At 65.2% G+C, this 20,079-nt stretch carries 10 protein-coding genes and 3 pseudogenes; 7 read left to right on the forward strand and 6 right to left on the reverse strand.

Annotated features, from left to right (window positions below; translation table 11 throughout):
* Nucleotides 1-14: 14 nt before the first annotated feature.
* Both ACNANG_RS02065 and ACNANG_RS02070 read left to right on the forward strand, forming a co-directional pair.
* Nucleotides 15-782, forward strand: coding sequence for a foldase protein PrsA (locus tag ACNANG_RS02065; protein WP_420225793.1), 768 nt, complete (start codon nt 15-17; stop codon nt 780-782).
* Nucleotides 783-1,216: 434 nt separating this feature from the next.
* Nucleotides 1,217-2,314, forward strand: coding sequence for a porin (locus ACNANG_RS02070; protein ID WP_420225794.1), 1,098 nt, complete (start codon nt 1,217-1,219; stop codon nt 2,312-2,314).
* A gap of 282 nt (nt 2,315-2,596) precedes the next feature.
* Here the strand turns inward: ACNANG_RS02070 and purL are convergent, their stop codons facing one another.
* Nucleotides 2,597-6,649 (reverse strand): phosphoribosylformylglycinamidine synthase, encoded by a 4,053-nt coding sequence (gene purL / locus ACNANG_RS02075; protein ID WP_420225795.1) that lies wholly within the window; start codon nt 6,647-6,649, stop codon nt 2,597-2,599.
* A gap of 262 nt (nt 6,650-6,911) precedes the next feature.
* On the opposite strand from purL, the gene ACNANG_RS02080 reads away from it, so the two are divergent.
* Genes ACNANG_RS02080 through ACNANG_RS02090 form a run of 3 tightly spaced genes read left to right on the forward strand, consistent with a single transcriptional unit; the run spans nt 6,912 to nt 10,198 of the window.
* A complete protein-coding gene (locus ACNANG_RS02080) occupies nt 6,912-8,183 on the forward strand; it encodes a D-amino acid dehydrogenase (RefSeq protein WP_420225796.1) in 1,272 nt (423 codons plus the stop codon).
* 30 nt (nt 8,184-8,213) lie between these two features.
* A complete protein-coding gene (locus ACNANG_RS02085; RefSeq protein WP_420225797.1) occupies nt 8,214-9,059 on the forward strand; it encodes an NAD(P)H-hydrate epimerase in 846 nt (281 codons plus the stop codon).
* A gap of 8 nt (nt 9,060-9,067) precedes the next feature.
* Nucleotides 9,068-10,198 carry an NAD(P)H-hydrate dehydratase gene (locus tag ACNANG_RS02090; RefSeq protein ID WP_420225798.1) on the forward strand — a complete coding sequence of 377 codons (1,131 nt, stop codon included), beginning with the start codon at nt 9,068-9,070 and terminating at the stop codon, nt 10,196-10,198.
* Between the two features lie 46 nt (nt 10,199-10,244).
* Here ACNANG_RS02090 and ACNANG_RS02095 read toward each other — a convergent pair whose 3' ends face one another.
* Nucleotides 10,245-10,892, reverse strand: a complete 648-nt coding sequence (locus ACNANG_RS02095) for an ABC transporter ATP-binding protein (RefSeq protein WP_420225799.1) — start codon at nt 10,890-10,892, stop codon at nt 10,245-10,247.
* A gap of 437 nt (nt 10,893-11,329) precedes the next feature.
* Here ACNANG_RS02095 and ACNANG_RS02100 point away from each other — a divergent pair.
* Nucleotides 11,330-11,933, forward strand: a pseudogene (locus ACNANG_RS02100) (arylesterase).
* Nucleotides 11,934-12,042: 109 nt separating this feature from the next.
* On the opposite strand, the gene ACNANG_RS02105 reads toward ACNANG_RS02100, so the two are convergent.
* The 3 genes and pseudogenes from ACNANG_RS02105 to acnA form a co-directional block, all read right to left on the reverse strand.
* Nucleotides 12,043-13,971, reverse strand: coding sequence for a SurA N-terminal domain-containing protein (locus ACNANG_RS02105; RefSeq protein ID WP_420225800.1), 1,929 nt, complete (start codon nt 13,969-13,971; stop codon nt 12,043-12,045).
* Nucleotides 13,972-14,154: 183 nt separating this feature from the next.
* A pseudogene (locus ACNANG_RS02110) lies at nt 14,155-15,212 on the reverse strand (lactonase family protein).
* Nucleotides 15,209-17,845 carry an aconitate hydratase AcnA gene (acnA, locus tag ACNANG_RS02115; protein WP_420225801.1) on the reverse strand — a complete coding sequence of 879 codons (2,637 nt, stop codon included), beginning with the start codon at nt 17,843-17,845 and terminating at the stop codon, nt 15,209-15,211. Before acnA ends, ACNANG_RS02110 begins: the two are co-directional and overlap by 4 nt.
* A 94-nt stretch (nt 17,846-17,939) precedes the next feature.
* Here acnA and ACNANG_RS02120 point away from each other — a divergent pair.
* Nucleotides 17,940-18,943: pseudogene (locus tag ACNANG_RS02120) on the forward strand (Bug family tripartite tricarboxylate transporter substrate binding protein).
* Between the two features lie 140 nt (nt 18,944-19,083).
* Here ACNANG_RS02120 and ACNANG_RS02125 read toward each other — a convergent pair.
* Nucleotides 19,084-19,980 (reverse strand): GntR family transcriptional regulator, encoded by an 897-nt coding sequence (locus ACNANG_RS02125; RefSeq protein WP_420225802.1) that lies wholly within the window; start codon nt 19,978-19,980, stop codon nt 19,084-19,086.
* Nucleotides 19,981-20,079: the final 99 nt, after the last annotated feature.

Consider the following 20,079-nt stretch of genomic DNA (forward strand, 5'->3'; position numbering starts at 1 on the left):
TAAGGATTTCCCTGATGAAGCGTGTTTTGATGTTGACGGCTGCGCTGGCCGTGGCAGTTCCCGCCTTTGCCCAGAACGCAGCCGTCGTGAACGGCAAGGCCATTCCGTCTTCGCGCGTTGACCAGTTCGTCAACCTGCTGACCAAGCAAGGCCAGCCCGACTCGCCGCAACTGCGCGAGCAGATCCGCGAAGAACTCATCAACCGTGAAGTCTTCCTGCAAGAAGCCGACAAGCGCGGCATCGCCAAGCAGCCGGAAGTCCAGGCCGAAATCGACCTGACGCGCCAAAGTGTGCTGATTCGCGGCCTGTTCAACGACTACCTCGCCAAGAACGCGATCACGCCGCAACAGGTCCAGGCCGAATACGACCGCGTCAAGAGCGCCCAGGGCGACAAGGAATTCCGCGCCCGCCACATCCTGGTCGAAACCGAAGCCCAGGCCAAGGACATCATTGCCCAGCTGAACAAGGGTGCAAAGTTCGAAGAGCTGGCCAAGCAGTCGAAAGACCCTGGATCCGCCGCCAATGGTGGGGATCTGGATTGGGCGCCGGCAAGCACCTACGTCAAGCCGTTCTCCGATGCGCTGGCTGGCCTGTCCAAGGGTCAGACCACCGCCAACCCGGTGCAGACGCAGTTCGGCTGGCACGTCATCCGTCTTGAAGATGTGCGGGACAGCCAGTTCCCGCCGCTCGATCAGCTGCGTCCGCAGATCGAAGAGTCCTTGCGCCAGGCCAAATTGCGCGACTTCCAGGCCAGCCTGCGCCAGAAGGCAAAAATCAACTGATGGCAAACGTTGGTTTGAACCAACACTAAAACTAATCCTGGCAGCTTAATTTTCCGCTATCAGGGTTTGCCTTAGTTGTAGAAAACGCCCCACTGAGCATCGACGTCATGTTACTGCAACGTGGGGCGTTTTTACTGAAACGTGTTTGGGGGCATGGCGCAGTTTTCCATCCCTATTCCAAGCTTCGGTTGCAAGGATGTCACAGCGTTTAGGGCAAATCGCAACACATCATTGTTGCAGCGGAATTAAGAGTTGGCACGCCTTCGGCTTTTCTGGTGAAATTCATTCCAGATTTCTCGCAGCCAGCACCATCGCTCACTGAAATCGAGAGCAAGGCCGCCGCGGCACATAGACAAAGGTTCGGCCCTAGCCGAGCGCTTGTGTATGACGCTGTTGGCTTATCGTGTTATTCACTCCGTTGGAGACCTAATTAAATGAAGAAGACCCTTCTCGCCGCCGCTCTGTTGGCTGGCTTTGCCGGTGCAGCTAACGCCCAAAGCAACGTGACGTTGTACGGTATCGCTGACGTTGGTTTCTTGAATGACAAGACTGAAGGTTCGAAGGCCCGCAACGGCATCGACAGCGGCCTGGGCGCTCAATCGCGCTGGGGTATCCGTGGTTCGGAAGACATCGGCAACGGCCTGAAGGCAATTTTCCAACTGGAAAGCGGCTTCAACATCGATGACGGTACGTCGACCCAAGGTCGTCTGTTCGGCCGTTACGCATTCGTCGGTCTGGAAAGCGCCCGCGCTGGCCGCCTGACCCTGGGCCGTACGACCAACCTGGGCTTCATGTGGGCTGCTGGTATCGTCAACCCGTTCGGTCTGTCGTACTCGCGTTCGACCATCGGCACCACCTTCGGCTACAACCAAGGTGACTTCGGCGCCGGTTCGCGTGTCAACAACTCGGCTTACTACTACTCGCCCGTCATCGCCGGCTTCCAAGGCGCGATCGGCTACAGCTTCCAGTCGGGTACCGCTGGTGTTGAGCAAGAAGTCGTCGGCAACGGCAACAACAACCGCATGGTTGACGTTGGCCTGAAGTACGAAAACGGCCCTCTGAAGGCTGTTGCTACGTACGCCTACTCGAACCTGTCGGACGCCAACCAGGCTCTGAACGGCGGCGAAAAGCCCCAGAACCTGATCGTCGGCGCATCGTATGACTTCGGCGTGGTTGCTGCTTACGCTGGCTGGTCGCACATCAAGAACCCGCTGAACAACGTTGGCGGCGCACTGGTTTCGCCTACCGGCGCTAACTACGCGAACAACTTCGCTGCTCTGCACAGCAACGACAACGCCTACACCGTCGGCCTGAGCGCACCTCTGGGCGCCGGTAAGGTGATGGCTGCCTACCAAAAGACGACTGCCTCGGAAATCGACGGCTACGCTGTTGGTTACGTGTATGACCTGTCGAAGCGCACCAACGTGTACGCTTTCTTCAACGACTACGAACAGCGTCAGTTCCAGACCCGTTCGACTTACACGGACGTGAGCCGTCGCCAGCTGGCCTTCGGCCTGCAGCACAAGTTCTAAGCATCTGATTCAGGCGCAAGCCTGATTCTAGGAACGTCGCAAGGCGTTCCATGCTTACCGTGTTGAACAAAACCCCCGGGCTTGCCTGGGGGTTTTGTTTTGTGTGGGCCGCTTGTTGTATGGGCCGCTTGTTTGTGAGCCGCCTGTTTGTGGGCCGCCTGTTTTATGGCCCGCCTCGCTTCCCGGTCCAGCCAAAAAATGGCCTGGTCGTCTTCCCGACGAACAGGCCATTTTTTCAAGCAGCCCCGGCGACCAGGAACTGCCAAGCTGGTGCAGCGGGGTTTAGCCCACCCACACCCGCGCGTTACGGAACATACGCATCCACGGCGAGAATTCGCCGCCGCTGTCCTGCTCGCCCCAGGTCTTGGGCGCCCACGACATTTGCACGTTGCGGAAGACACGTTCAGCGTGCGGCATCAGGGCCGTGAAGCGGCCATCAGGAGTCGTCACGCCCGTCAGGCCACCCGCGCTGCCGTTCGGGTTGTACGGATAGGTTTCCGTGGCCTGACCGCGGTTGTCCACGTAGCGCAGCGCGCCCAGCACCCTGCCCGCATCGCCCTGCTGCGTGAAGTTGGCGTAGCCTTCACCATGCGACACGGCAATCGGCACCTGGGATCCGGCCATGCCTTGCAGGAAAATGGACGGCGAGTCCATGACTTCCACCATGGCGAAGCGCGCTTCGAACTTTTCGGACTGGTTGCGCGTGAACCGAGGCCAGTGCTCCGCACCCGGGATCATCGACGCCAGAGCCGCCAGCATCTGGCAGCCATTGCACACGCCCAGCGCGAACGTTTCCTGACGGCCGAAGTAGGCCGAGAACATATCCGCCAGCATGGCGTTGAACTGGATGGTCTTGGCCCAGCCTTCCCCCGCCCCCAGCACGTCGCCGTAGCTGAAGCCGCCCACAGCCACCAGCCCGTGGTATTCGTTCAGGTCGACCCGGCCCGCCAACAGGTCGGTCATGTGCACGTCGTGCGACGCAAAGCCTGCCTTGTCAAAGCCGTAGGCCATTTCGACGTGGCTGTTGCAGCCCTGCTCACGCAGGATGGCGACGCGCGGGCGCTTGCCGGTGGCGATCATCGGGGCCGCGACGTCGGCCTGAGGGTCGAACGTCACCCGAGGCGACAGTCCCGGGTTGTCCTTGTCTGCCCAGATGTCGAATTCGGCCTTGGCGCTGGCAGGGTTGTCGCGCAGGGCCATGATGCGGTGGCTCACTTCGCTCCAGGCCTGCGCCAATTCGACACGCGGCTTGGACCAGACCTTCTTGGCGTCGCGGTAGATGTCGATCGTGTCGGTCGTGTTCAGGCTGCCGATCACGTGCGAGTGCTTGGACAGCCCGGCGCCGCGCAGCACTTCCATGACTGCGTTGCGGCTGGCGGTCGGAACCTGGATCACGGCGCCTGCCTCTTCCGAGAACAAGGCCTTGAAGGTCAGTTCGGCGCGCTGCACGGCCACCTGATCGGCACGGATCTTGAAGTCGCCCCAGTCCGCGGCATGCGGGTCGAGCGTCAGCATGTCGATGTTCAGCGTGACACCCACGCGGCCGGCAAAGGCCATTTCGCACACCGTGGCAAACACGCCGCCATCGGAACGGTCGTGATAGGCGAGGATGACACCGCTTTCGGCCAAGGTGCGGACCGCGGCAAAGAAGGCGACGAGCTGGTCGGCCGACTCGATGTCGGGCACGCTGTCGCCCACCTGGTTGATCACCTGCGACAGGACCGAGCCGCCCAGGCGGTTCCGGCCTTGGCCCAGGTCGATCAGGATCAGCGACGTGTCGCCTTCGTCGGTACGCAGCTGCGGGGTCAGCGAAGGACGGACGTCTTCGATCGAGGCAAAGGCCGTCACCACCAGCGACACTGGCGAAACCACCTTGCGGTCTTCGCCATCCACCTGCCAGCCGGTGCGCATCGACAGCGAGTCCTTGCCAACGGGAATGGACAGGCCGACCTGCTGGCACAGCTGACTGACGGCGTGGACCGTGTCATACAGGGCGGCGTCCTGGCCTGGCTCGCCGCAGGCTGCCATCCAGTTTGCCGACAGCTTGATGTCTTCCAGGCGCGCCACCGGCGCCGCCACGATGTTGGTGATGGCTTCGGCCACCGCCATGCGTCCGGACGCCGCCGCGTCGATCACAGCCAGCGGGCTGCGTTCGCCCATGGCCATGGCCTCGCCGCGGAAGCCGCGATAATCGGCCAGCGTCACGGCGCAGTCGGCCACGGGCACTTGCCAGGGGCCCACCATCTGGTCGCGGGACGACATGCCGCCCACCGTCCGGTCACCAATGGTGATCAGGAAAGTCTTGTTGGCAACGGTTGGGTGACGCATCACGCGCAGCGCAATGTCGTCCAGTTCCATACCGACCACGTCGATCGGTTCACGCACGCCAGGCAGGCGCGCCACGTCGCGCACCATGCGGGGCGTCTTGCCCAGAATCACCTCGATCGGCACGTCGACCGGACGGGACGTGCGCGCCCAATCTTCCGCTGAGGTGTCGGCGGCATCGAAACCTTCGCCGTTCACCACGCGCAGCTGACGCTGCTCGGTCGCGACACCCACGACGCCATACGGGCACCGTTCACGGCGCGCCAGTGCGTCGAAGCGTTCCAGGTCCTTGGGCGTGATCGCCAGGACGTACCGTTCCTGCGATTCGTTGCACCAGATTTCGGCGGGCGACAGGCCGGACTCTTCCAGCGGCACTTGCGTCAGGTCGAACGTGGCGCCGCGATTGGCGCCGTCCACCACTTCAGGAAAGGCATTCGACAGGCCACCCGCCCCCACGTCGTGGATCGACAGGATGGGGTTATCGGCGCCCAATTGCCAGCAGCGATCGATCACTTCTTGCGCTCGCCGCTCGATTTCGGGGTTGCCCCGCTGCACCGAATCGAAGTCCAGGTCAGCCGTGTTGCTGCCGACGCCCATGCTCGACGCGGCGCCGCCCCCCATGCCAATACGCATGCCCGGGCCGCCCAGCTGGATCAGCAACGACCCCGGAGGCAGGTCCAGCTTGTGGGTATAGCCGTCGTCAATACTGCCCAGACCGCCGGCGATCATGATGGGCTTGTGATAGCCCCAACGCGTGCCGCCGGCTGTCTGTTCGTAGCTGCGGAAGTAGCCGACCAGGTTTGGACGGCCGAATTCGTTGTTGAACGCGGCGCCGCCAATCGGACCTTCCAGCATGATGGACAGCGGCGACGCAATGCGATCCGGCAGGCCGTGCGAGTCGGTTTCCCAGGGCTCGGGCGCGTTCGGAAAGCGCAGGTTGGACACGGTAAAGCCGGTCAGGCCTGCCTTGGGTTTGGACCCGCGGCCAGTCGCGCCTTCGTCGCGGATTTCGCCGCCCGCGCCGGTCGATGCGCCCGCAAAGGGCGAAATGGCCGTGGGGTGATTGTGCGTTTCCACTTTCATCAAGGTGTGGACGATAGCGTCGCGCTTGCCGTAGGCCAGGGTTGCGTCACCCGCCTGCACGTGGAAGCGTTCGGCCGGACCGCCCTGCATCACCGCCGCGTTGTCGGAATACGCAACCACGGTGCCCAGGGGCTGCGCCGCGTGGGTGGCGCGGATCATGCCGAACAGCGTATTGGGCTGATCGGCGCTGTCGATGCGCCACTGCGCGTTGAAGATCTTGTGACGGCAGTGTTCGCTGTTGGCCTGCGCGAACATCATCAGTTCGACGTCGGTCGGGTTGCGGCCCAGCGTCGTGAACGACTTGACCAGGTACTCGATTTCGTCATCGGACAGCGCCAGGCCCATGGTCAGGTTGGCGGTCGCCAGCGCGGCGATGCCCTGCTCCAGCACGGGCACGGTCTGCATGGGCTTGCCAGGCAACGTTGCAAACAGCGGCGCGCCATCGAATTCGCCGTCGACCACGGTTTCGGTCATCCGGTCGTGCAGCACCGAGGCCACGGCCGCCAGGTCTTCCGGACTCAGCGTCTTGGCGCCGGTGAACCCGCTCAGCAGGCCACGCTTGGGCGACAACGTGTACAGCACCCCGCGTTCGATCCGGCGCACGCCGTCCAGGCCGCAATTGCGCGCAATGTCGGTGGCCTTGCTGGCCCACGGCGACAGCGTGCCCAGGCGCGGAATGACGAGCAGCGACTGGCCCGCCGGCCCGGCCACGAAAGGCTCGCCATAGTGCAGGAGCTTGTCGAGGCGCTCGGCATCGGCATCCGACAGCGGTCCGTCGGTGTGCACGAAATGCACGTAGCGCGCCGTGACATCGGCAATCGCGCCGGGCAGCGACTGCAGGCGTTCGAGCAGGCGTTCGCGACGGAAAGAGGAAAGGGCGAGGGGTCCGGGCAGGCGCAAAATGGAGGCCACAATAGAAGACGACACTAGAATCGAGGGAGGGGAAACGCGGTTTCGCCCGTCATTTTACTTCGATGCGGGCAATCAAGGGAAAACGCGCAGAGCAAGGATGATTTCGCTCGCGTCGCCCTCGGGACACAGCCGGTTCGGGCCCACCTGGAACCGCGTACAATCCGGTGCCCGCCGGCGCCCGACCGTCCGATGCGTCCGGCTTGCGGGCAACCGAATTCATATACCTCCTCCCGGCCGCCGGGCCACCCCGCAACGTTCAAGAGTCAATCAGGTTTTTATGCATGTGATAGTGGTGGGTGCAGGGATCGTGGGGGTGTGCACCGCCTATTTCCTGAGCCAGGAAGGCATGCGGGTCACCGTCATCGACCGTCGCAGCGGCGTGGCGCAAGAGGCAAGCTTTGGCAATGCCGGCTTCGTCGCGCCAGGCTACACCTCGCCCTGGGCGGCGCCGGCGCTGCGCGCGGGTCTTCTCACCGGGCTGTTCAAGCCTGAAGCGCCCGTACTGCTGCGCCCCTCGCTGGACCCCGCCGTATGGCGATGGGTGCGTCAGTGGCTCGGCCAGTGCCGCGCCGACCGGTCCATGGCCAATCACGAGATCATGCAGCGGCTGGCGCGGTACAGCGGCGATCAGTTGCGCGGGCTGCGCACGGCCCATGCGCTGGAATATGAGCAGCGCACCGGCCTGCTGCAATTGCTGCGCAGCGATCACGATGTGGCCGCGTCACTGCATACGCGCCGTGTGCTCGAAGCCACTGGCGTCGTGCACACCGTGCTGTCGCGCGACGACACGGCACAGCTCGAGCCCAGCCTGGCGCGCGCGATCGAAATCGGTACGCCGCTGGCTGGCGCCATCCACTTCCCCAACGACGAGTCCGGCAACTGTCCGCTGTTTGCGCGGCAGCTTTCCAACCTGGCTGAAGCGGCCGGCGCGACCTTTCTTTTCAACGCTACCGTCCGCCAACTGACGGCGCAGGCCGGCGCCGTGCAAGGCGTGCGTCTGACCGATGGACGCACGCTGTCGGCCGACGCGGTCGTAATGTGCGCGGGGGCAGACTCGGCGCGGTTGATGCGGCCCATGGGCGTGCGCCTGCCGGTGCTGGGAGTCAAGACCTATTCGGCAAACGTCGCCTTGCGTCCGGACACCATCGGTCCGCGCCAGACAGTCATGGACGAAGCCTACAAGACGAGCATCACGCCCTTTGGACAGCGCCTGCGCATCGCCGGCACAGCCGAAATCGGGTCGCGCGACGCGACTTTGCGAAACAAGGCGTTGCGGACCCTGTCACGGGTCGGCATGGATTGGCTGCCCGGACGGCTCGACATGTCGCGCACGGCGTGGTGGTCTGGCGTGCGGCCCATGACTCCCGATGGCCCTCCCGTGCTAGGCCCCACGGGCATGCCACGGCTTTTCATCAACTCGGGGCATGGGTCTCATGGCTGGACATTCGCAGCCGGGGCCGGTCGGGTCGTGGCGGACCTGGTGGCGGGCAAGGCGCCGGCCATCGACCTGACTGGATTGGACATCGGGCGATACACGCGCAAGAATTAAACGCTCGACGACCTCTCCGGAGTCCTGCGTATGCCCGCTTCCCCTCTTCTGCTGACTTCGACGGCCTTGCGCCGCATTGAAACGGACGCGGCCGCCACCCTGCCTCCCGGTTCCCTTATGGACCGCGCCGCCCGCAGCGCCGCGGCGCGCATCGCGACCTCATGGCCCAGTGGCGCCGTGGTCGTTCTGTGCGGACCCGGCAACAACGGGGGCGATGGGCTGGTCCTGGCCCGGATGCTGCACGAGGCTGGCCGCCAGGTAAAGGTATGGGCCCTGCCCGCCGCCGAGGCTGGCCGGCCGGCCGATGCGCAGCGCGCGTGGGACGCCTTGCCCGCGGGGTTGCTGCAGACGGGGGAACCGGCGTGGCCGGTGGGAAGTGCGGCGGCGCATGCGGCGGATGCAGCGGACGGGTTGGAAGGTTCCGCGGTGGGCGATGACGGGCTTGGGGCAGAAGAACAGAGGGGTGGCCTGGCTGCGGCCACGGTCGATGCTGACGCAGGCGATGCGGTCGATGCCACGGCAGGTGACGTTACGCCGACTGAGGTCACGCCGGCTGATGTAACGGCCGAGGACGTGACGGGTGAAGCCGTGACGGCTCAAGACGTGACGCGAGAAGACGTGACGGCTGAGGACATCCCAGCTGAGAACGTGGCGGCGACCTACTTAACGGCTGAGGACCTGTCAGCCGAAGACGTGACGGGTGGAATCCTGTCGGCCGCCGACCTGTCGGATGACGACCTGTCGGAAGAACCGCTGTCTACGGGCGCCTTGTTCGATGCGCCACTGCTGGATCAAGGCCGCATCACCGACGGGCTTCTGCTGGACGGCGATGCGCCGCGGGGCGTGATCGTGGACGCCCTTTTGGCATCGGCCTGACGCGCCCCTTGGACGCCCAGGCGCAGGCATGGGTTGCGTGGGCCAACGCGCAGCCCGTGGCGCGTCTAGCCATGGATGTGCCGAGCGGCCTTGACGCCGACACGGGGGCTGCGCAAGACGTTTGTGTGCAGGCGACCCACACCCTGACCTTCATTGCCGACAAGCCCGGCCTGCACACCCGCACGGGCAGCGACGTCGCCGGCACGATCGAAGTGGACGATCTGCAGTTGTCGGTGTTCGTCGATGCCACCGCGGACGCCAGTGCGAATACCCGTGCCGCCCCGGGGCGTCTGATCCGGAAAGCCGACTGCGCGTCCCTGTTCCAGACACGCAAACACGACACGCACAAAGGCAGCTACGGCACGCTGGCCGTGTTGGCCGGCGCACCCGGCATGACCGGCGCGGCCCTGCTTGCCAGCCGCGCGGCATTGCTTACTGGCGCCGGCAAGGTCTTCGTGGCGCTGGCGGACAGGCCACCGCTCAGCCTGCCGTGCGACCCGGTGCATCCGGAACTGATGGTCCGCGACGCGACCGGGGTGCTCGATGCTGCCGATGCATTGGGCATTGGCACGTGGGTGGCAGGCTGCGGCCTGGCGACCGATGACGCTGCCAGGGGCTGGCTGACCCGCGTGCTTCGGGAACGTCCGGACGCCAACGTGGTGCTCGATGCCGACGCGTTGACCTTGCTGGCGGCCGACCCCGGCCTGCAGACGCTTTTCCGCCAGCGCCAGGGCGTCAAGGTGCTGACGCCGCATCCCCTGGAAGCCGCCCGGCTGCTTGGCGGCGACACGCACGCCGTGCAGGCAGATCGTATCGGCGCGGCATGCGCCATCGCATCCCGGTTCGGCGCCTGGGTGGTGTTGAAGGGCGCCGGCACGGTGGTCAGCAGTCCGGCAGGCGCCTGGCGTGTCAACACCAGCGGCAATCCGGGGCTCGCGACGGCGGGTACCGGCGATGTCCTGTCCGGGATGCTGGGCGCGCTAGTTGCGCAAGGCCTGCCACCCGAAGATGCCGTTGCCGGGGGCGTCTGGCTGCATGGCGCCGCCGCCGACCGCCTGGTGGAACAGGGAATCGGACCCATCGGACTGACCGCCAGTGACGTGGCAGATGCTGCGCGATGGATCCGCAATCACGGCTAAGTCAATGACAGCAGTCTGGGCGGATAACATGGCTGGCCAGTGTCCCTCAGACGGCTTCCACCGCTGAATCGCGCACCAGCCGCCCTCCGGCGATCACCAGCTGGCGGCCGCAGCGCTGGGCCAGTTTCAGGTCATGCGTGACCATCAGCAAGGTCGTGCCGTTTTCGCGATGCAGGTCGAACATCAGGTTGATGACGGCTTCACCGGTTGCAGAATCCAGGCTGCCCGTGGGTTCGTCCGCAAACAGCAGATCGGGCTGCACGACAAACGCCCGGGCCAGCGACACGCGTTGCTGTTCGCCGCCGCTCAGCGTCTTGGGATAATGGCGCAGGCGCTCGCCCAGCCCGACGCGTTCCAGCATTTCCCGCGCCGGATCATGCGCGGGCAGCCCGGCCAGTTCCAGCGGCAGCATGACGTTCTCCCACGCCGTCAGGTGGGGCAGCAACTGGAAGGACTGGAAGACGAAACCGACATGCCGCGCCCGCAGCCGGGCCCGATCGTCTTCGTTCAAGGCATACAGGTCATTGCCAGCCAGTTCGACCCGGCCTGCCGAAGGCACATCCAGGCCGGCCAACAATCCCAGCAGAGTGGACTTGCCCGATCCCGAACTCCCGGTGATCGCAACGGTCTCTCCCTTGGCCACCGTAAAATCGACGGCATCCAGGATGGCCAGCCGACCGGTCGTATCGGTCACATGTTTGGCCAAGCCCTGCACGGCGATGGCAGGCGTCGCGCCGACCGCGGCCGCGCCCGTTCTGCCGGCCCCGCCAGGCCCGACGACTCTCCCGGCCTGACCACCGTGGTCGTGCCGGGAAGCGTGCCGACGTGAGCCGGTGCGTGGTGCTGCAAAGCATCGTCACCCCGGGTGTCGTTACCCAGGGGCGCGCGGGTCTGTCCCGTCATAGTGGATCGCCCATTAAAAGGAAACTCATGATAAAGCCTTGTCCCCTGCCCTTTGCCGAAAGATCGGCCGGACCCACGCGATCCGCGCCGAGGCTGCATGGGCAGCCGATCGCTGCGGCGCGGTCCTCTGCTTCCGGGCAGTCGATGGCCCGCCTGCGGTTCACCACCTTGTTACGGCAAGGCCTGGGACGCGTGCTGACACTCTGCTGCCTGGCCTTGCCGGCGTCGATGCCGGCAACAAGCGCCTTTGCACAGACCGCTGGCGCCGCCGGGGTTCCGCACCGGTGCTGATGGTGCTGGGTGACAGCCTGTCGGCAGAATACGGCATTGTGCGTGGCACGGGCTGGGTGCCTTTGCTCGAACAGCGCCTGAAAGAACGCAAGATCGACTACCGGGTGGTCAATGCCAGCATCAGCGGCGATACGACCAGCGGCGGGCGCAGCCGTCTGCCTGCTTTGCTCAAACAGCATCAGCCCAGGCTGGTCATCGTTGAACTGGGCGCCAACGACGCCCTGCGCGGCCTCGCGTTGAACATGACCGAAGACAACCTGAACGAAATCGTTTCGTCATCGAAGCGCGCGGGCGCCCAGGTGGTCTTGGTGGGCATGCAGATTCCCCCAACTATGGCCGCGACTACACGCAACGCTTCAAGGATCTGTTCGGCAAGGTTGCCGACAGGCAGAAGGTGCCCCTGGTGCCCTTCCTGCTGGAAGGTGTGGCGCAGCAGCCCGAGATGTTCCAGGCGGACCGCCTGCATCCGCTGTCGGCTGCGCAGCCCAGGATTCTTGAGAACGTGTGGCCAACGATCGCGCCGCTTCTGACGAAGAAATAAGGCGGCTTGCTCAAAAAAGCGCCCCAACCCGGGGCGCTCTTTTTTACGATTGTCTTTGTGTGTCGAAATGCCGGGACGGCTGACTTGGCCCCCCGGCGCGCCACCAGCATCACGGCTGCGCGGTCGTCACCGTTGTCAGCGCGGTGCCGTCAGCCGTCAGCTTGACGCCGTACTTGTCGCGCAACGCCTGCAACACCGCCAGTTGTTCGGCTTGCGCATAACGACGGTCCAGCGTGGATTTTTCGTTCTCGACCACGTTCGCGGCGGGACGCGGTGCGGCTTCCACCTTCGATACGCGCGCGATCACGTAGGCGTCACCCGTCGACACACCCACGAAGGCCGGCAGCTTGTCGGTGGGCGCGCGCATGACGGCGCCCAGCACGGACGACGGCATGCCCTGTGGCGCATTGCGAGCCACCGTGACAGCCGGCGCAAAGCCCGTCTGCGAGTCGGCGGCCTGCAAGGCCTTCAGCCGCGTTTCACCCGCGGCGCGGGCCATGTCGGCCGCCTTCTGCTGCTTGAGCTGGTTGGTGATCTGGGTCGACACTTCGGCCAGCGGGCGCACCGTGGCGGCCTGGTACCTGGCGGCGCGCACTGCCACCAGGGTGTTGGGCGCCAGTTCGATCACGCCCGAGTTGCGCTTTTCCCGCAGCACTTCTTCGGAAAACAAGGCTTGCAGCACCTTGGGATTGCTGCGGATGTCGGCAGCGGCATTGGGCGCCTGCGGCGGCGCGGTGCGCGTGACGCCTTCGGCGGTCTGCAGCTTCAGGCCGAACTTGCTGGCGGCGGGTTCCAGCGTGTCGCTTTGTTCATAGACCAGATTGGTGAACTGTTCGGCTGCGGCCGCGAACTGACGCGCGGCCTGCTGCTGACGCACTTCGGTCTGGATCTGCGCCTTGACCTCGGCCAGCGGCTTGACCACCGCCGGGCGCACGCCCGTCAGCTTGATGATGTGGAAGCCATAATCCGTCGGCACCACACCCGAGATCTCGCCATTCTTGAGACCGAACGCCGCGTCTTCGAACGCCTTGACCATCTGGCCCTTGCCGAACCAGTCCAGATCACCGCCGTTGGCAGCGGATCCCGGGTCTTGCGAGTTGGCACGCGCCAGCTTGGCAAAGTCAGCGCCCGGCGCCTTGACCTGGGCGGCCAGATCGTCGGCCTTCTTGCGGGCGGCCTCGCGATCGGCGGCCGATGCGCCGCTGTCCACCGTAATCAGGATGTGGCTGGCGCGGCGCTGTTCTTCCTGACGGAAACGGGCCTGGTTCTGATCGTAGAAGCTTTGCACGTCGGCGTCTGATACCGAAATCTTGGACGTGACGGCATTCTGGTCCAGCACCACGTACTGCGCGTCCACCCGCTCGGGCAGTTCGAACGCACGGCGGTTGGCGTCGTAGAAGGTCTTGACGTCCGCATCCGTGATCTTGACCTGCGGCAGGTAGGTCGATGTGCTGAGGGACAGCGTCTGCACCTGGCGGCGTTCGGTCGCGATCGCGATCAGGCGGTCCAGCACGCTGGACGGCATGATGACCGATTCGGCGACCGGGGCAAGGACTTGCTGCAGCGACAGGTCGCGGCGCAGCTGGCTTTCGAACATGACCGGGGTCATGCCTTGGGCGGCCAGGGCTTCGCGGTAACGCGTATTGCTGAAACGCCCATCTTCCTGCACGGCGGGGATGGCCTGGATCGTGTCACGCAGGCGTTCGTCGGATGCCGAAAAATGCGCCTTGGACGCTTCGGTCGCGATCAGGCGCGTGTTGATCAGTTCGTCGAGCACGGCCTTGCGCATCACCGGCGTATCGAACGCGGCCGGATCGAATTGCGGACCCATCATCGAGCGCAACTGGTCCAGGCGGCTGCGCACGGCGGCGTCGTATTCCTGCTGCGAGACGGCTTCGCCGTCGACCTTGGCCAGCGACTTGTCGTTGTTCATGAAGCTGGAATAGCCCTGGACACCGACAAACACGAAAGAAGGCAGAATCAAGAGCAGCAGGACGAACTGCATCCAGCGGCGATGATTTCGGATAGTTTCAAACATTCACGCGTACTCCGATCGATTGCTGACAGCAAGGCGGGGCAACAAACAAAGTGCCCATAGGCAGCACGCCGATGGGCACTCTTGGACTGGCCAGATTCTAGCATGCGCCGCCCTGCGCGCCGGACCGCTGACATGTCGGCGCACCAAGGGAAAACGCCGGTGCGGCGGGGGCCGGCGGCGGCCTCAGGACCGATCCGCGAACACCATGCAGACCGGACTCCCGCACGCCACGGATTGCCCGGTGTCCGCCAGCCGCCCCGACGCGCCGTCCACCGCAAAGGTCACGATCCGGTCCGTGTCTTCATTCAGGACGTACATGTGCCGGCCGCCGGGCGCCAATGCAAAAAGCGCGGCGTGCGGCCACCCGAGGGCGTGGCTTCCAGGAAAGTCAGCCTGCCATTGACGGCGTCGATGCGAAACACGGCAATGCTGTCGTGCGCCCGGTTCGATGCGTACAGGGTGCGCCCGGCCGCATCGATCGCAATGCCCGATGCGCGGCTGTCTTGCGTCCACGTGTCCGGCAACGCGGACAGGACCTGGAAGGCTTCCAGCCTGCCGGTGCTGGCCGCATAGTGATACGCGGTCACCGTCGAATCCAGCTCATTGATCACGTACGCGTATGGCGCCGACGGGTGGAAAGCCAGGTGCCGGGGCCCGGCCGTCTCGCGCGTCTCTACCCAGGGCGTTGGTGCCGGGGTCAGCGTACCTTCGTCGAACCGGAATACGAAGACCCGGTTCACGCCCTTGTCAGGCACAAGCACATGGCGCCCCGGCGGATCGAAGGGATTGAAGTGCGGCTTGGCGAACGGCTGCTCCACCCGGTGCGGTCCGGGCGCACCCGGCAGGCTGACGATCTGGGCAGGCCCCGACAATTCACCTGTGGCCGCCACCGGCAACACCGCCAGGTTGCTGCTCAGATGATTGGACACGACCAGGAAGCGCTCGGACGGATCCAGGGCAAGATGCACCGGATTCCGGCCGCCGCATGGCACGGTGCCCAGCAAGGACAGATTGCCATCGGCAAGCACCGTGAAGGCGCTGGCTTCCTCGCTGTCGCCGTGGACGGCATACAGGCGATCGGCGGCGCGATTCAAGGCAAGATACGACGGATTCTTCAAGCCGCCCACGACATGCAGCAAGGTCAGCGCGCCTGTGCTTGCATCAACCCGGAACACGCTGATGCCCTCCCCGCGCGCATTGCGCTCGCGCGTCGTACGCGAACCCACATAGGCGAGTGTCATGCGGCCTCCGGCATGCCCAGGGTCTCGTGCAGGATCGCGGGAATCACGCCGCCTTCGCGCAGCAGGCGCACCTCCAGTTGCGTCTCCACGGCGGCTTGCGCGTGGAACACGTCGACGCCGCCCGCGGCCCGCAGCACGCGCACGGGCACCGCGATACGCGGCGCAAGGGTGTCGAACGGCGCGTCGATCTCGATACGGTCCTCTGGCAACAACGCCAGGGTCGCCGGATTCACGCCGTCAGGCATGCGCAACGGCAGAATGCCCATCCCGATCAGGTTGGACCGGTGGATACGTTCGAAGCTGACCGCCAGCACCGCGCGGATGCCCAGCAGCCGCTGACCCTTGGCCGCCCAATCGCGCGAGGATCCCGTGCCATACCGCGCCCCCGCGACCAGCACCACCGACTGCCCGGCGTCGCGGTACCGCTGCGCCACGTCCCAGATCGGCTGAACGGTGTTGCTGGGCACGTGCAAGGTGTGCGCGACAGGCATGCCGGGCTTGAGCAGATTGACCAGCGTCTTTGAATGAAAGGCGGCCCGCATCATCACTTCCCAATTGCCGCGCCGGGACGCAAACACATTCAGATCATTGCGATCGTCGCCGCGCGCCACCAGAAAGTCCGCCACCAGGCTATCGGGCGGAATCGCGCTGGCGGGCGAAATATGATCCGTCGTGATGTCATCGCCCACCACCATCAGCGGGTAGGCGACATAACGTCCCAGTTGACTGCCTTCCGTCGCCGACGCAAACGGCGGCCGGCGCAAGGCGGTGGATGCGGGGTCCCACGGATACAACGGCGTGTCCGGCGCAGCCAGGGCGTACCACAACGGATTCCGGCTGGCGATGTCGAAGTCGCGGCGGTAGTCCGCCGGATCCTGCGCATCCTGCAAGTGAGCGGCCACCTCTTCGCGGGTCGGCCACAGGTCGGACAGCATGACCGGGCGGCCATCGGCCGTGACCTGGACGGGGTCGGTGCGCAGATCCCGCTCCGCATCGCCCGCCAGGCCAAAGGCGATGACCAGCGGCGGCGACATGATGAAACCCAGCTCCAGGTCCGGATGCACGCGCCCCGGGAAGTTGCGGTTGCCCGACAGGGCCGCCACCGGCAGCGCGCTGCCCGCAGCGATCGCTTCGCGGATCGGCGGCGTCAGGGGCCCGGAATTGCCGATACAGGTCGTGCAGCCATAGCCCACGATGCCGAAACCCACGGCGTCCAGGTCATCGAGCAGGCCGGAACGCGCCAGGTAGGACGCCGCTGCCGGCGAGCCCGGCCCCAGCGACGTCTTGACCCACGGCGGCACGCGCAGGCCCAGCGCACGCGCCTTGCGGGCCAGCACGCCGGCCGCGATCAGCAGCGCGGGGTCGGTGGTGTTCGTGCAGCTGGTGATCGCGGCAATGGCCACCGGGTGGCGGGGCAGTGCAGCCACTTCTGCTTCCCTACCCGCCGGCACAAAACCGATGGCCGCCAGCACCTCTTTCGTCTGCCCCACTTCCAGCAGATCCTGCGGCCGCTTCGGCCCGGCCACGTGGCAACCAATGCTGTCCAGGTCGATATGGATGGCGCGGGTGTACCGGGGCTCGGCATCTGGATCGAACCAGATGCCCAGATGCCTGCTGAACGCCTCGACCCGCGCCACGTGTTCGGCGGTCCGCCCGGTTCCGCGCAGGTAGGCCAGCGTGGCCGCATCGATCGGGAAATAGCCGGTGGTCGCGCCGTACTCGGGTGCCATGTTGGCGACGACCGCGCGATCACCGGCCGTCAGGGTGCTCACCCCGGGACCATAGAACTCGATGAACTCCCCCGATACCGACAGGGCCCGCAGGCGCTGCGTGACCGTCAGCGCCAGGTCGGTCGCCAGCACGCCAGGCTGCAAGGCGCCGGTCAGCTTCACGCCAATCACATCGGGAATCCGCAACAAGGTCGGCATGCCGAACATCACAGTCTGGGCTTCCAGCCCGCCCACGCCCCACCCCAACACGCCAATGCCATTGATCATCGGCGTGTGACTGTCGGTGCCGATCATCATGTCGGGCACCAGCCAGGTCGCGCCGTTGCGTACTTCCGTCGTCACGACGGTGGCCAGCTGCTCGAGATTGATGGTGTGCATGATCCCCGTGCCGGGCGGATGGATGCGCACGCCGCGCATGGACTTGGACGCCCATCGCAGGAAGCGGTAGCGCTCGGCATTGCGGCGGATTTCATGCTGCAGATTGGTGGTCGCGGCGCCGGCTTCGGCAAAGGCTTCGACCGCCAGCGAATGGTCCACGGACACGTCAACCGGCAGCATCGGATTGAGCAGCGACGGATCAGCGCCCGCCTCGGCCAGCACATTGCGCATGGCGGCAATGTCGATCAGGGCGGGAGTACTCGTCGTGTCGTGCATCAGCACACGGCCTGGCTGGAAGGCCAGCTCGGCTTCGCTCGTGCCGGTGTCCAGCCACGCAAACACTGCCGCCACCGCGTCGCGGCGCTCGACGCCGCCCATGTTGCGCAAGGCGTTTTCCATCAGCAGCCGCAGGACGACCGGCAGGCGATCGAGGTTCGATCCGCACACGCCGCGCAGGTCCGTGCACGCGTAAGTCTGCCCGTCAAACGTGAAGGATGCGGGCGAAAAGTCGTCGGTGTTTTCCATAGGATGGATTTTGCATATTTAGTCAATAAAATGCAATTCCGTGCAAACCCTAGAACTGCTGTTCACCCCAGAATCCGCACTCGGAGACACCGTCATGCCGCTGCTCTACCCCTTTACCCGTGCTACCTGCGCCCTGGCAGGTGCTGTTGCCCTGGGCACGCTGGGCGCCCTCGCTAGCCTGCCTGCCCATGCCCAGGCGTCCTACCCTTCCCGCCCCATCACCATTGTCGTGCCCTTCTCGGCTGGCGGTGGCGTTGACGCCGTGGCGCGTCTGCTCGGCGACCGGATGCGGGCCGTGCTCAAGCAGTCCGTCGTCGTGGAAAACAAGGGCGGCGCCAGCGGCATGCTTGGCGCGGCCGCGGTATCGAAAGCGGCGCCTGACGGCTACACGCTGCTGATGGGGTCAGCTGGCGAAACGGCGATCAACCCGCTGATCTACAAGCAGATGCAATACGCGCCCGACAAAGACCTGGCGCCTATTTCGCTGGTCACGCGCGTGCCGAACGTCCTGCTCGCCAGCCCCACCCTTCCCGTCAAGAACGTGGAAGAACTGGTGACCTATGCCAAGGCCCATCCGGGAGTGACCTACGGAACCAGTGGAGTCGGCAATCCGCAGCACCTGAACGGCGAACTGCTGGCGTCTTTGGCCGGCGTCAAGCTGAGCCATGTACCGTACAAAGGGGCGTCGGCGCAGCTGGTCGACGTGGCATCCGGCAATGTCAACCTGACCTTCGTCAGCATGGCGGGCGCCCTCCCTTCATCAAAGGCGGCCGTGTCAAACCGCTGGCCGTCACGTCGGCCAAACGGGCCAGCTTCGCACCCGACATTCCGGCCATTGCCGAATACGCGCCGCTGTCTGCCTACACGCTGGAGAACTGGTTTGGCCTGTTCGCGCCAGCCGGTACCCCCGCGGACATCCAGGCCAAGCTCAACACGACGGTCAACCAGGTGCTGCGGGATCCGGAAGTGATCCGCCTGCTGCAGGAACAAGGTGGAGAAGCCACGCCCATGACGCAAGACGCCTTCCGCGACTTCATCAAGACCCAGACCGCGCAATACGCGCGTATCGTGAAAAGCGCCAATATCACGGCGGAGTGATCTCCGGGTCAGGGCGGAGTGCCCGGCAAGTCACGGCGAAGTGATCGCCGGGTCACGGCAGTGTGACCGCCGGGTATAGCCCGTGGCAAGGCGGGCTGTATGGCTTCAGCCCGACCCGTGATGCGACGGACCCCGGCGTTTCAGGAAGCGAGCAGCCCTGCGATCCGCTCCAGGTTGCGCAGGGTGCTGGACAGATGCGTGCGCAATGCGTCCGATGCCGCCTTGAGCTTGCCCGCCTCGATCAGAGCCAGGATTTCGAGGTGCTGGTGGCAATGCTCCACATACCGGTCCCTGTCCTTCATTGACCGGTACGACAGCAGGCGGCGCACGCGATTGACCCGCTTGATGGTGTCGATGAAAAAAGGGTTGCCTGACGCTTCCACCAGCGATTCATGGAAGCGCACGCCCCGCTCATGGATCTGGGCGGCCGAATCGGTCTCGATGCCTCCGTCCAGCAGATGTTCTTCGGCCGCCCGGCAGCGCGCAAGCACCGCCGGGTCCAGCCGGAAACCTGGCTCCAGCAAGGCGGCCGGCTCCAGCGCCAGGCGCAGGCGGTAAGACTGCAGCAGGCTGTCTGGCGTGCGCAGCATGGACGAAAAGGTCCAGCCATACCCGGGCTTGCGCGACACCCAACCTTCCTGGGCAATGCGGTTAAGCACCTGGGTCATTTGCGCGCCCGTCAGACCATACTTGGCCCGCAGCGTCGTCTCGGTCACGTCGACCGGCAAGCGGTCCTGCAGCACGTCTTCGGCGATCCGAAAATAGGTATCGTCCAGCGCGTTGCCGTCATCGAGCTGGAGGCTTTGGGCTTGGGCCGACCCCTCGTCCGCCAAGGCCCCCGCCACGAAATATCCCCGGTTGGGCACCCGCTGCACCACCCCGCGGTCATGCAGCAGCTGCAGCGCCTGGTTCACCGGCGAACGCGATACCCGCAAGCGGTCGGCAAGCATCTGGGCGGGCAGATGGCTTCCTTCGGCAAGATTCTCGTTTCGCACAAACTCGAAGATCTGCGCGGCAATGGCATGAGTGGAAGGCATAGGACGCGATTGTCGCATCGGCCGCGCGGCCCGATCAACCGCGGCCGGTGGCGCCCCGCCCGCCGCGCTCTGCTTGAGCAGACACGGCATGGCAGCGGT

Origin of the sequence: Pigmentiphaga litoralis, assembly GCF_048632615.1 — a bacterium.
Classification (GTDB): domain Bacteria; phylum Pseudomonadota; class Gammaproteobacteria; order Burkholderiales; family Burkholderiaceae_B; genus Pigmentiphaga; species Pigmentiphaga litoralis_B.